This is a genomic window from Bradyrhizobium sp. Unk1, from assembly GCF_059512345.1.
This window is the reverse complement of the sequence record NZ_JCAMOP010000038.1, coordinates 1-12,662: the sequence shown is the minus strand read 5'-3', so window position 1 is coordinate 12,662 and position 12,662 is coordinate 1. Positions and strand designations below refer to the sequence as shown.

The window sequence follows — 12,662 nt, the reverse complement described above, 5'->3', positions numbered from 1 at the left end:
GTCCTCACCATGAGTTCACCTGACCAAAATTGCACCTTTCCTCCACCTATATCTCGCCTGCCGCGACAGGACGAGTGTGTTCGCTCACGCCGCTTCAGGTACGGCTGAAGTGTGAGTCTGGCAGTTGGCCGGGCAAACCCGGGCGCATGCACCGCAGCCAATGCAAGCGCCTTGATCATTCAGAACCATAATCTTCTTTTCGATCTCATCGTCATCGTCATCGAGGTTGACAAATTCGCCATCCTCGCTGATTCCTATCAACGTCATGACATCTCGGCCGCACACCTTGAAACAGCGGCCGCAGCCGATGCACTTCTTGGCATCGATCGAGATCAGGTATTGTGGCGTCCAGTCCCGTCCGTCTCGTGTTTGAAACGACATGCATTGCCCCTTTAAGTCTTTTCATGCGCCTTCAATTCGAGGCCCTTGCGCTCAAGTTCGGCATAGGCATCGTACGCCTTCTGCGCCACCACCATGATCGAGGTCCAGTTGATGGGTAATTCTTCCGAAAGGTCGTGCAAATCCATCTTGGCTTGCGTCGCCTTGGCGGACACTTTCCTTAGCTCGGCCTTCAGTGTTTCGCGATCGCCCATGAGTGAGTATCCTCAATAGTTCGCCACGTCTGGGAACTTCCGAATTAGGTCAATTCCGTCGCTGACATATTTATCCCCCTCCTGAGCCAGATTGGCGAAATTATCGAATCCAAAGCGATGCACGTCGCGCAGCTGCTTGTTCACGGCGATCAGCCGGCCTGCGATGAGCACTACCCGCCCGAAGCCTTCATGATGCAGCTTCAGAATCGGCTGAATCATAACGCCGGTCTCCCTCTCGATCGACAGCGCAACCGCATCGAAGAACAGCTCAAGCCGCCACAGTGTATCGGGATCGGGATCACCGATAATCGGCAATGCCCGCCGTTTCTTCTTGTCCAGGATGTAGGGGTCGAGCAGGTCAAGATCGCTCTTCCCGTCCCAAGCTCCGTTGGCATCCTGAGCACGCCAAATCTTGACCAATTCGATAAGGAATGGCGCATCGACCGCGCTGCCCTGCTGCTCCATTTTTGCCGTCATATCACCTCATTCGTCGAACTCGAACGTTCGCCGTTGGTCTTTTGCCATAGCCTTTCGTAGCCAAGGAGGTGGCGTGCCCTTCAGTACGCGCTCGAGTTTTTCGAGCAACGCCAGAATGCTTTCTGGCTTGTTCACCTTGATAGGATGGATCTTGTTGGCCACCACCCGCGCAGCCCCGGCACCGCCAATGGCGGCGACGTAAAGAATCGCGCAATCCTTGATAGCCTCGATTTTCGGCGCCAACTTATCCTCGTTGCCGTCTTCCTTAAGGTCGCCCTCAAACTCAATCGCTTTGAGAAACACGTGCCCGCCAGGCGCGACATCGTAGATTGCGATATTCTTTGCCCAACCAAAATGGGCATCGACTCGTCTCAGGTCCTGAGTGGCAAACGCGACCTTCATCCAATCGCCCTCCCAGCCGCGCCGGTGGAGCTGCGATACCCCGAGCAACGCGGCGGTCCGGACCCAGTCCGCCATCTATCGGGCGTAGGCTGATCGTTCTCCTCGCGGTGCGCGATCACGAGGTTGGCGATTTCGAAGATCAGATTGCGGGTACCACGATAGCCCACCAATAGTCGGTGTCCCGCACCAAGTCGATCGAACATCGGAAAACCCGTACGATAGAACGGCAATTTAAGCCGAGCCGCTGCTTGCCTGCCATGAGAATGCGTGATCAGCAGGTCGCAATGGTGTGTGTTGGCAAGCCCTTCCAGATCCTCGAGATCGCCAATGAGTACCTCCTTGGTCTTGATCCGCTCGATCACCTTCGACTGGGTGGTCGTCACGGCCGCTGTCACCTGCGCGCCCATGTCGTGCAGCATCCCGGACAGATCGAACAGAAGGTCTGGCTCAGCGCCGATAGCAACTTTGCGACCGCCAATATGGAAGTGCGCGTCCAGCATTGCATCGGCGAGCTGACTGCGCTGGCGCCGATATTTCAAGGGTATGGGGCGGCCGCTGATCTCGCCCAAGAACGTCATGAATTCGTCGTTCGGACAGAGACCACACAGCCGCTCGAAGACACGAAAAGGCACGCCGGTCTTGACCTGCATGACCTCTGCCGCTCGCTGCATCTGCGCCCCGATTGCAATCGTCCATCCGGCGCGGCCCATGCTCGCGATTTCGTCGACGCCGATGCCGCCGATGGTCGTGGGCGTAAACTCATCGGGGATATGCCCATCGAGCGATCCCGCCAGGTCAGGGAGGAAGGACGGGCACAAGCCGAAATCCTCCACTATGACACGGAGTTCATCAAGGTCGCCGGGCGTGAGGTGACATCCCGGCAGAATATTCACTTTCGAGGGGTCCCGCAGGCCATTGGTGCTGGGCCCTTCCACCAGCACCTCCACAATGCGCGCCACAGCCTTCTCCCAGCCGTCCTGGAACGCGCCCTTGAAATCAGGCGTCGAGACATACACCAGTGGCAACTTTGCGAGTTGCGGATGCTTGTTTCGGATTAGCTTGAGGTAGGCATCCACATCGTCGCCATTGGTTTCGGTGACACCGGTCGAGCAGATTCCGATGATCTTTGGCTTGGTACGGTTGGAGATGTTCAGTATCGCCTGCTCGAGATTCTCATAACCGCCGAGTACGGTAGCGACCTCGCTCATCGCGGTGGTCTGCAGCGGTACTGCCTCTTTGAAGTGCCGGACGAAGAGCGTGAGCCCGAAGGATGTGCATCCCTGAGAGCCGTGCAGAAGCGGCATCGCCCCACGCAGTCCCATGAAGGCGAATGCGCCGCCGATCGGCTGACTCATCTTCAGCGGGTTGACAGCGCAGGCTTTCGTCGGCGCCGTGACGATGGCCATGACGCCTCCCTATTCTGCGGCCTGTCGCATGGCAGACGGCTCGGACACCAAGATACCTTCGATGCGTCTCTGGCAGCAGCCACCGACCGCATTGGTATGCTCTTTCACCGCTGCGACGCTCCTCAGGCCGTGCGCGTATATTGCATCCTCAATCGTGCCCAGATCGACCGTGTTACACACGCAGATCTTCCTCGCGCGGCGCGCGATTTCGGCGAGCGCCGGATCGCAGGCGATCGCCGCCACCGGCGATTGCATCTGCTCCATCGCCTTGGCCAATGCCTCCCATGGTGCCGGTCGACGTAGCTGCTCCCACATCGGACTGGAGAGCGACTTATCGATCTCCTCCACCAGCTTGACCATGCCGACATAGCCCATATAGGCGTGGCAACGCTCCTGGTTGATATCGAGCCAGGGCATCGCCGCTTTCAGCGCGACGAACTGCGACTTGCCGCCCGATAGCATGATGTCCGCTTTTGCCTCCTTCAACATCTTATACATTTCGCGCGGCGTCATGTCCTCAATCATGTGGGCATCCTGCCCCATGAGCTCCTTGATGCGCTCCTTGTCTTTCCTGGTTGATTTCTTGATGCTGGTTCCGACTAACTCAAGCCCGGCTTCCTGGAGTGCCGCAACGACCGACCATGACTTGACGCCGCCGGTAATCAACAAGGCCTTCTTGCCTTCGAATCGAGGCTTGTACGGCGCTATCGCAGCCCAGGCCCACGCTTCCTCGCGCGCTATCACCGCTTCTGTGCGTCCGAGCAGATCTGTCGGCGCGCCGCGTTCAACCAATAAGCGGGCAAGCTGACGCAGCGATTCGCTCGAATCTTGAATACCGTAGAACGACCCCTCGAAGAACGGGATCCCGTAGCGTTGCTCCATCTTGCGTGCGACGTTAATCATGGACTTTGAGCACACCAACATCGCCGCCCGCGCGCGATGAGATGAAGCGACTTCGCGATATTTGCCATCACCGGAGATACAGGAGAGAATCCGTACTCCAAGCTCGTCTAGCAATGGCTTCACTTGCCAGAGCTCTCCCGAAAGGTTGTATTCCCCGATCAGGTTGATATCGTAGGGCGTAGTGTAGTCTGGTTCTTGCGTCCCGATCACATAGTCGAGCAACGCCTCGCCGGCGAGCTTGTTACCGAGGTTCTTCGAGCCGACGAAGCCCGGGGAATTGATCGGGATCACCGGCTTTGCGAACCTTTGAGATGCTGCCTTACAGACTGCGTTGATGTCGTCGCCGATCATCGCCGGGATGCAGGTTTGATAGACGAAGATGGCGGGCGGGTCGCACTTGTCGATGATCTCCTTGATCGCTTTGCACAGCCGCTTCTCGCCCCCGAATACAATATCGGTTTCGCTCAAATCGGTTGTGAACGAGGTACGCCACAGATTCGAGCCTGACGACGCCGCGCCGCGATTGTCCCAGGAATTACCTTCGCACGCGATCGGACCATGCACCAAGTGAGCGACATCGGTGAACGGCTGCAGCGCAACCTTGGCGCCATCGAAAGCACAGCCGCCGGCAGCGCTACCCGGCTGCAGTTGTTTGGTGCAGCCGTTCTTGCGTTCAGCCTCCGACTTGCTGCCGTTCTTGGCGCAGCTCGGCTCGTCGAAAACATTCTGGACCGTGGCCGCTAGTGAACTCATCCCTTTTTCCTCTCAGCGCAAAGTAATTGCATGGTCAACCGTTGTGTGCTTGTGCCATCGTCGAGTGCTTGGGCGATGGCGCGCACGGTCGCTCATCAACGAATGATGTCGAAGCTGTAGTCAGTTTTGCCAAGAACGTTTGTCTTCTTGTCGATCTCATCGAAGATCTTGTCCAGGATCTTCACCAGCACATTCAGGCCGCCCTGATAGCCCCATAGGGGGGAGCGGTGATGGTGATGCCGATCGAAAACCGGAAAGCCGATGCGGATCAGTGGCGTTCCAGTATCGCGCTCCAGATACTTGCCGTAGGTGTTGCCAATCAGAAAATCGACTGGCTCGGTGAACAGGAGTGAGCGCATGTGCCAGAGGTCTCGGCCCGGATAGGCTTGGCAGCCCTGCCCAAATGGCGAGCTTGCAAGCAGCACCTTCATTTTTTCGTGCCAGGCCTTGTTGCCGTTGGTGGATAGCACATGGGTCGGTTCGGCGCCGAGTTCGAGCAGAAACGCAGCCAACCCATAGCAAAGATCCGGATCGCCATAGATCGCGAACTTCTTGCCATGGATATGCGCGCTGGAGTCAGCGATGGCGTCGACTAGGCGGCCACGTTCTCGCGCGAGTTGCTCGGGAATCTCATTGCCGCTGATGCGTGACAGCGCCACGATAAAGTCATCCGTTGCGGATAAGCCCACCGGGTAGTTGAAGGATACGACGTCCTGCCCATGCCCAGCCACGTATGGCAGCGTTTTTTCGGTGCACCACTGTTGCATGGAGATTGTCGCCTTGGCGTGAACCGCGTTGGCCGCATCTTCCAGCGTCGTGCCGCCGTCATACATCCGGAATTCGCCGTCTGTCGGAGTATCGAAAACTTCAGAATTATCCGCGAGAATCGTGTGCTGGATGCCCATCAACGCCAAGATTCGCTTGATCTCGCGAAGGTTTCCGACGGTATAGCCATCGAACCCACCGATGATGTTGATCGCCCCGTTCTGCTTGCGCTCCAGCTTCGGCGCTGTTCCGGCCTTACCGTCCCAAAAATGCTCCAGAATGCCCTTGAGCGCATTGTCATAACCGGTGACGTGGCTGCCGACGAACGCCGGCGTATGGGCGAATGGCACGTCGAAGTCCGCCGGAACCGAGCCTTTTTCTTTCGACGTCTTGATGAAGGCGTTGAGGTCGTCGCCGATCACCTCGGCCATGCAGGTCGTAGAGACCGCAATCATCTTGGGTTTGTACATGTTATAGCTGTTCGCGAGCCCGTCGATCATGTTGTTCAGCCCGCCGAACACGGCAGCGTCTTCCGTCATCGACGAAGAGACGCAAGAAGAAGGCTCCTTGAAGTGCCGCGACAGATGGCTGCGGTAATAAGCCACGCAGCCTTGCGAGCCGTGGACGAAGGGCAGCGTGCCCTCAAAGCCAACAGAGGCGAACACGGCGCCAAGCGGCTGGCATGCCTTGGCCGGATTTACCGCTAGCGCCTCCCGCGCAAAGTTCTTTTCGCGATATTCGGCCGTCTTCGTCCATTCCTTGATGCGTTCGACCTCGGCGGGATCGCGAGGATTCTCGAACATCTTCTTCTTGGCCAGCATCTGCTGGTATTCTGGACCGCGGAACAGCTCGAGATGATCGAGCACGTGTTCGGCACTCTGCGCCATTGTTGAAATCCTTCACTATCGAGATTGGTGTCGCCCCGGCTTTCTCACAGAGCGAGGTGAGTTGGTTTATTCTGCAGCCAGGAGCTTGGCTCTCGAAGCTTCCTTCCAGGGGGCCTTCGTTTTCTTCCAGACCGGCGAGTTGATGGCCATGTCCATGTCGCGCGCAAAGATCGCAAAGCCGTCATAGCCGTGATATGGCCCCGAATAGTCCCAGGAGTGCATCTGCCGGAACGGCACACCCATCTTTTGAAAAATGTATTTTTCCTTGATGCCCGAGCCGACGAGGTCAGGCTGGAGCTTTTCGACGAAGCGCTCGAACTCGTAGCCATTGACGTCATCGTAGATGAGCGTGCTGTCCTTTACGTAGTGCTGAGCTGTGCGCTGATAGTCGTCGTTGTGACCGAATTCGTATCCGGTGCCAATGACTTCCATCCCGAGGTCCTCATATGCGCCAATCACATGACGGGGACGGAGCCCGCCGACGTACAGCATCACCGTCTTGCCCTCCAGGCGCGGGCGATATTTTGCGATCACAGCGTTCACCAGCGCTTGGTACTTTTCAATCACCCGCTCGGCGCCTTCCTTGATCTTGTCGTCGAAATAGCCCGCAATCTTGCGCAGCGACTCTGCGATCTTTGAAGGTCCGAAGAAGTTGTACTCGCACCAGGGGATACCGAACTTTTCTTCCATGTGGCGTGAGATGTAGTTCATGGAACGGTAGCAATGCAGAATGTTGAGCTTTGCCTTCGGCGTTGCCTCGAGCTCAGCCAGTGAACCGTCGCCGGACCACTGCGCGATCACCCGCAGGCCCATCTCCTCTAGCAGAATTCGTGATGACCAGGCGTCGCCGCCAATATTGTAGTCTCCGATGATCGCAACATCGTACGGCGTCGGCTCAAACTTTGGTTTACCATCGGACTCGAGCTGGTCGAAAATCCAATCGCGCACCGCATCGTTGGCAATGTGATGGCCTAGTGACTGCGAAACGCCCCGAAAGCCCTCACAACGGACCGGCACGATGGTCTTGCCGCCATATTCCTTGGATTTCGCTCTCGACACGGCCTCGATGTCGTCACCGATCAATCCGATCGGGCATTCCGATTGGATCGTGATGCCGTTGTTGAGCGGAAACAGCTCCTGGATTTCGTCAAGGATTTTGCCCAGCTTTTTGTCGCCACCGAATACGATATCCTTTTCCTGGAAGTCGGAGGTGAACTGCAGGGTCACGAAGCTATCGATGCCCGTCGTGCCAACGTAATAATTGCGTCGCGAGCCCCACGAATACTGACCGCAGCCTACCGGGCCATGGCTGATATGGACCATGTCCTTGATCGGTCCCCAGACCACCCCCTTTGACCCTGCATAGGCGCAGCCTCTGATCGTCATCACGCCAGGTATGGATTTGATGTTGGACTTCACCCCGCAATCTGACTTGCCGGTTTGGTGAACGTTGAGGTGCTTGGCACGCCGTTTCGCGGTTTTCTCCGGATAGACCTTCAGCACCTCCTCGATCAGCTCTTTGTTGCGAGCCCTGATTTCTGCGATGCTCTGGGTCGTGGCGAGACTCATCTGATGTCCTTCGAAGGTTAGCTGTTGCGAGGGCGGGTTCTTGAGCAAGACTTTTGCAACCAACATGCCAGCGCTTCGTGAGCACTAAAAAACATAGCAATCAAAATCGCTTAGCGCGCCTCGCGCGGTGACGGGCGGTGTTGTTGCGAACCCGACATTACACTTTGAGCAGAGAACGCTTGGTTTGGCCCTGTTCGAAATGGAACAAGGGCCGGCTATGCGTGAAAATGCCCGCCCAATTCTCGAGCGTGTCCGTGATCGCAGTACTCTGCGATCGCGCTCGCCGAAGGCGCCGCACAGGAAGACCGGCCGCAAGCGGCGGCTGGCCGACACAGGCCTGCCATGCTATCTATGCTTGCTGCGACCTACAGGTTCTTACCTGCTGCGATGGGATGAGGTGCATGACCTCATCCTCCAGACCGCAATGCGAGCTGCCTTGCCACCTGGACATCGTAGGCTCACCGGATCACGAGAACAGCTGCCGCGCCTTGATAAGCGCACGCAGGAGCACATCGATCTCTTCACGTGTATTGTAAAGTCCGAGGGACGCCCGGCACGTCGCCAGCACGCCGAAGCGCTTGAGCAGCGGCATCGCACAATGGGTCCCCGCCCGCACCGCTACACCGGCGCGGTCGATGACGGTGGCAATATCATGCGCATGCGTACCCTTCACATCAAAGGAAATGATCGGTCCCTTGTCGGCCGGGGTCCCGATCATGCGCACGAAATTGATCCCCGCCAGCCTCTCTTGCGCGTAAGCGAGCAGTACGCTCTCGTGCCTGCGGATCTGCACCTTGCCTATTGAATTGATGTAATCGATAGCCGCCCCTAAACCGATGGCTTCGACGATCGGCGGCGTACCCGCTTCGAACCGGTGTGGCGGATCAGCATAAATGACGCCGGAACGCGAGACCTCGCGGATCATCTCCCCGCCGCCATTGAAGGGCGGCATCGATGCCAGATGCTCAGACTTGCCGTAAAGCACACCGATCCCAGTCGGACCATAGAGTTTGTGGCCCGTCATGACGTAGAAATCGCAATCAATGTCACAGACGTCGGCGCTCAGATGGACGCAAGCTTGCGAGCCGTCGACCAGCACCGGGATACCACGAGCATGCGCGACCCTCACCACGTCTTTCACCGGCAATACCGTGCCGAGCACGTTCGACATTTGTGTGATTGCAACCATCTTGGTGCGCGGGGTCAGCAGTCGCTCAAAATCATCGAGCAAGAAGTTTCCGTCATCATCCACTGGTGCCCATTTGATCACTGCACCGAGTCGTTCCCTGAGAAGGTGCCATGGCACAATGTTGGAGTGGTGTTCCAAAATCGAGAGAACGATCTCATCACCCGGGGTTATGCGTTCACGGCCAAAAGTCTGGGCCACCAGATTGATTGCCTCCGTGGCGCTCCGGGTAAAGATGATCTCTTCGTTTGAACGCGCGTTCACAAATTGGGCCACCTTGGTACGGGCGCCTTCATACGCCTCGGTCGCCGCGTTAGCGAGGTAGTGCAAGCCGCGATGAACGTTGGCGTATTCGCTGGAGTACACCTGCATCATACGGTCAAGCACCGCGTTGGGCTTTTGCGCGGATGCAGCGTTATCGAGATAAACAAGCGGCTTTCCGTACACCGTCATGGCGAGCGCAGGAAAGTCCGTACGCAGACGGTTGACCTCGTAACTACCATTGCTCACGGCGGGATGTGCGCTCATCGTCCCGCCTGCAGCCAGTGTTCAGCTTGCGCTGTCACAAAATCGCGCAGTTTCTCAGAAGTGATCTCCTCAATCGACTCGCCAAAAAACGCTTTAATCAGCAACATCTGCGCGTCCTTCTCGGATAGCCCCCGAGCGCGCAGATAGAATACGAGCGTGTCGTCCAGCGCGCCCGATGTCGCTCCGTGGCCGCAGGTCACGTCGTCAGCCAAGATTTTAAGTTCGGGCTTATTGTCGGCCTCGGCCTGGTCGGATAGGAGCAACGCTCGCGTCGTCAGGGTGGCGTCCGTCTTCCGGGCGGCGGGACGAACGACGATTCGGCCCTGAAATACCGAGCGGCCGCAATCGTCGACGACCGCGCGGAACTTCTCCCGACTGGTGCAATGTGGCCCGGCGTGGTCGACCACGATCGTTGTGTCGGCGCGCAGCTTGTCCCTGATGAGATTAACCCCATTTGCCGAGAGCTTGGTTCCTTCGCCGGCCAGCGTGATGAATCCCTGATAGCGGCTGATGGAGCCGCTGCAGGTCATGCTGAAGAGGTCAAGCTTAGCCCTGGCGCCGACTGCGATGATCGCCGACGAGATGTTCACGGCGTCAGAGGCATCGGCTGCCACGCGGATATGCGAAAGGCTCGCCTCGTCACCAACCAGGGCGATTATCGCATCGTTGGCTTGATAGCCGCTCGCGCCTTCAGCCGGGACGAAACTTTCCACGATGGCCGCATGCGCTCCTTTACCGAGCTGCAGATAGGAGCGTGTAAAGGTGGACACCGACAGTCCTGTTGCGACGTGAACGATCTGAATTGGACGCTTCACCGCATTGCCATCGGCGACCGTAATCACCAGGCCATCTGTCGCCATTGCGGCATTGAGCGAGATCGCCGAATCGTTCGTCGTCGACAGCACCAGACCGGCGATGGCCTCAGTGGCCGAATTCTCCAGAACCTCTCGCAGCGACCGCACAACAACTTCATTTTCCAGCCTGCCGAGATCGGATAGCTCCGGCGCGAATATGCCATCCACCAAAACCAGTTTGACCGCCTGATCGGCAGACACTTGCTCGGCCGACACCTTTGCGCGCACCAGCGCCTCCGCATTCGGTCGCGGAGCGAGTGGCAGCACCTCGCCGATCAGGGCGCGCAGATCTGTGTATTTCCAGTCCTCCATGCCCCGATGCGGAAGGCCGGTACGCTCGTAGACCTCGAATGCCCTCGCCCGGATTTGGGGGACAAGGCCTGCACCAGGCATCCGTCCACGCGCCGCAGCGAAAACATTGTCAATTGCGCGTTCGGTGTCGGCTTTGGGCAAAACCTGCTTCATCGGGGAATCCCTAGAGCCGTCAGGCCGCGTCTTCGAATTGGGCGTAGCCACAAGCCTCGAGCTCCAGCGCGAGTTCCTTGCCGCCGCTCTTCATGACCCGCCCTTTCGACATCACGTGTACAATTTCCGGCTCGATATGGTCGAGAAGCCGCCGATAGTGCGTGATCACGATCATCGCTCGTTTCGGCGAGCGCAAGGCGTTGATGCCGCTGGCGACGATACGCAGCGCGTCGATGTCGAGGCCGGAATCGATCTCGTCCAGGATGCACAGACTCGGCTCGAACAAAGCCATCTGCAAAATTTCGTTGCGCTTCTTCTCGCCGCCTGAGAAGCCGACATTGACGCCGCGCTTGAGCATGTCCTGCGGAATGTTGAGCGAATCGGCCACATCGCGGACTCTTTTCAGAAATTCGGGGGTGGAGAATTCCTGTTGGTCGCGCGCCTTGCGCTGAGCGTTCAGTGCCGCCCGCAGGAAGTTCATGGTGGTCACGCCGGGGATCTCGACCGGATACTGGAATGCCAGGAACACGCCCTTGGCGGCGCGTTCATTTGGCTCCATCCGCAACAGGTTCTCGCCCCTGAACAGGATTTGTCCGCCGGTGATCTCATAACCGGGCTTGCCGGCGATAACATGCGAGAGCGTCGATTTGCCGGAGCCGTTCGGCCCCATGATCGCGTGCACCTCACCCGCATTGACGTTAAGATCGAGGCCGCGAATAACTTCGCGGTCTTCGACACCAACACGCAAATCTCGGATTTCGAGTAGCGCCATTCTGATCTGATCCCTGAAATGTCATCTGACGAGCCGCATTCGAGGGGGCTCGCGGGATGTTTGGTTACCCGACAGATCCGTCGAGCGAGATCGAGATCAGCTTCTGCGCTTCCACCGCGAATTCCATCGGCAGTTTTTGCAGAACTTGCTTGACGAAGCCGTTGACGACGAGGCCAACGGCTTCTTCCTGCGAGAGACCGCGCTGGATGCAGTAGAACAGCACGTCCTCGGAGATCTTCGAGGTCGTAGCCTCGTGCTCGAAGGTCGCGGACGAGTTCTTCGCCTCGATATACGGCACGGTGTGCGCGCCGCATTTGTCGCCGATCAGCAGGGAATCGCAGGCGGTGAAATTGCGCGCGCCGGTCGCTTTCCGGTGCGCGGTGACGAGACCGCGATAGGTGTTCTGCGACTTGCCGGCCGCGATGCCCTTCGAGATGATCCGGCTCGACGTGTTCTTGCCGAGGTGGATCATCTTGGTGCCCGAATCGACCTGCTGGAAGCCGTTCGAGATCGCGATCGAGTAGAACTCGCCGCGCGAATTGTCGCCGCGCAGGATGCAGCTCGGATACTTCCAGGTGATCGCCGAACCGGTCTCGACCTGGGTCCAGGAGATCTTGGAATTGTTGCCGCGGCAGTCGCCACGCTTGGTGACGAAATTGTAGATACCGCCCTTGCCTTCCGAATTGCCCGGGTACCAGTTCTGGACCGTCGAATATTTGATCTCGGCGTCGTCATGCGCGACGAGCTCGACCACGGCGGCATGCAGCTGGTTCTCGTCGCGCTGCGGCGCAGTGCAGCCTTCGAGATAGGAGACGTAGGAGCCCTTGTCGGCGATGATCAGCGTCCGCTCGAACTGGCCGGTGTTGCGCTCGTTGATGCGGAAATAGGTCGACAGCTCCATCGGGCAGCGCACGCCCGGCGGCACGTAGACGAACGAGCCGTCGGAGAACACCGCGGAGTTCAGCGTCGCGTAGAAATTGTCCGAGGTCGGAACCACCGAGCCCAGATATTTCTGCACCAGCTCGGGATGCTCGCGGATCGCCTCCGAGATCGGCATGAAGATCACGCCGGCCTTCTTCAGCTCGGCCTTGAACGTGGTCGC

The 12,662-nt window shown here is 58.2% G+C and carries 12 protein-coding genes; all 12 read right to left on the bottom strand.

What is annotated here, in order from left to right; genetic code table 11:
* Positions 1-84 precede the first annotated feature (84 nt).
* Positions 85-381: a ferredoxin III, nif-specific gene (fdxB, locus tag AC5ZFO_RS35845; protein ID WP_282524077.1), complete on the bottom strand. Its 297-nt coding sequence runs from the start codon at positions 379-381 to the stop codon at positions 85-87.
* An 11-nt stretch (positions 382-392) separates the two neighbouring features.
* Positions 393-593 (bottom strand): CCE_0567 family metalloprotein, encoded by a 201-nt coding sequence (locus AC5ZFO_RS35840; protein ID WP_282524078.1) that lies wholly within the window; start codon positions 591-593, stop codon positions 393-395.
* A gap of 12 nt (positions 594-605) precedes the next feature.
* Positions 606-1,070, bottom strand: a complete 465-nt coding sequence (locus AC5ZFO_RS35835) for a NifX-associated nitrogen fixation protein (protein WP_282524079.1) — start codon at positions 1,068-1,070, stop codon at positions 606-608.
* A 6-nt stretch (positions 1,071-1,076) separates the two neighbouring features.
* Positions 1,077-1,472 (bottom strand): nitrogen fixation protein NifX, encoded by a 396-nt coding sequence (nifX, locus tag AC5ZFO_RS35830; RefSeq protein WP_282524080.1) that lies wholly within the window; start codon positions 1,470-1,472, stop codon positions 1,077-1,079.
* Positions 1,469-2,878, bottom strand: a complete 1,410-nt coding sequence (nifN, locus tag AC5ZFO_RS35825) for a nitrogenase iron-molybdenum cofactor biosynthesis protein NifN (protein ID WP_496123252.1) — start codon at positions 2,876-2,878, stop codon at positions 1,469-1,471. The genes nifX and nifN overlap by 4 nt, the downstream gene beginning before the upstream one ends.
* Before the next feature lie 9 nt (positions 2,879-2,887).
* Positions 2,888-4,534 carry a nitrogenase iron-molybdenum cofactor biosynthesis protein NifE gene (nifE, locus tag AC5ZFO_RS35820; RefSeq protein ID WP_282524082.1) on the bottom strand — a complete coding sequence of 549 codons (1,647 nt, stop codon included), beginning with the start codon at positions 4,532-4,534 and terminating at the stop codon, positions 2,888-2,890.
* 95 nt (positions 4,535-4,629) lie between these two features.
* Positions 4,630-6,186, bottom strand: a complete 1,557-nt coding sequence (gene nifK, locus AC5ZFO_RS35815) for a nitrogenase molybdenum-iron protein subunit beta (protein ID WP_282524083.1) — start codon at positions 6,184-6,186, stop codon at positions 4,630-4,632.
* A 66-nt stretch (positions 6,187-6,252) separates the two neighbouring features.
* Entirely contained in the window at positions 6,253-7,755 is a 1,503-nt protein-coding gene (gene nifD, locus AC5ZFO_RS35810; protein ID WP_282524114.1) for a nitrogenase molybdenum-iron protein alpha chain, read from the bottom strand.
* 466 nt (positions 7,756-8,221) lie between these two features.
* On the bottom strand, positions 8,222-9,469 hold the full coding sequence (locus AC5ZFO_RS35805; protein WP_282524084.1) for a cysteine desulfurase: 1,248 nt from the start codon (positions 9,467-9,469) through the stop codon (positions 8,222-8,224).
* Positions 9,466-10,788: a Fe-S cluster assembly protein SufD gene (gene sufD / locus AC5ZFO_RS35800; protein WP_496123251.1), complete on the bottom strand. Its 1,323-nt coding sequence runs from the start codon at positions 10,786-10,788 to the stop codon at positions 9,466-9,468. The genes AC5ZFO_RS35805 and sufD overlap by 4 nt, the downstream gene beginning before the upstream one ends.
* A 19-nt stretch (positions 10,789-10,807) precedes the next feature.
* A complete protein-coding gene (gene sufC, locus AC5ZFO_RS35795; RefSeq protein WP_496123250.1) occupies positions 10,808-11,560 on the bottom strand; it encodes a Fe-S cluster assembly ATPase SufC in 753 nt (250 codons plus the stop codon).
* A gap of 64 nt (positions 11,561-11,624) precedes the next feature.
* On the bottom strand, positions 11,625-12,662 hold a 1,038-nt coding region (sufB, locus tag AC5ZFO_RS35790), incomplete at its 5' end, for a Fe-S cluster assembly protein SufB (RefSeq protein WP_496123249.1).

Bases quoted from the DNA above. Each gene is read 5' to 3' on its own strand.
- fdxB (WP_282524077.1), bottom strand. From the start codon at position 381: ATGTCGTTTCAAACACGAGACGGACGGGACTGGACGCCACAATACCTG.
- AC5ZFO_RS35840 (WP_282524078.1), bottom strand. From the start codon at position 593: ATGGGCGATCGCGAAACACTGAAGGCCGAGCTAAGGAAAGTGTCCGCC.
- AC5ZFO_RS35835 (WP_282524079.1), bottom strand. From the start codon at position 1,070: ATGACGGCAAAAATGGAGCAGCAGGGCAGCGCGGTCGATGCGCCATTC.
- nifX (WP_282524080.1), bottom strand. From the start codon at position 1,472: ATGAAGGTCGCGTTTGCCACTCAGGACCTGAGACGAGTCGATGCCCAT.
- nifN (WP_496123252.1), bottom strand. From the start codon at position 2,878: ATGGCCATCGTCACGGCGCCGACGAAAGCCTGCGCTGTCAACCCGCTG.
- nifE (WP_282524082.1), bottom strand. From the start codon at position 4,534: ATGAGTTCACTAGCGGCCACGGTCCAGAATGTTTTCGACGAGCCGAGC.
- nifK (WP_282524083.1), bottom strand. From the start codon at position 6,186: ATGGCGCAGAGTGCCGAACACGTGCTCGATCATCTCGAGCTGTTCCGC.
- nifD (WP_282524114.1), bottom strand. From the start codon at position 7,755: ATGAGTCTCGCCACGACCCAGAGCATCGCAGAAATCAGGGCTCGCAAC.
- AC5ZFO_RS35805 (WP_282524084.1), bottom strand. From the start codon at position 9,469: ATGAGCGCACATCCCGCCGTGAGCAATGGTAGTTACGAGGTCAACCGT.
- sufD (WP_496123251.1), bottom strand. From the start codon at position 10,788: ATGAAGCAGGTTTTGCCCAAAGCCGACACCGAACGCGCAATTGACAAT.
- sufC (WP_496123250.1), bottom strand. From the start codon at position 11,560: ATGGCGCTACTCGAAATCCGAGATTTGCGTGTTGGTGTCGAAGACCGC.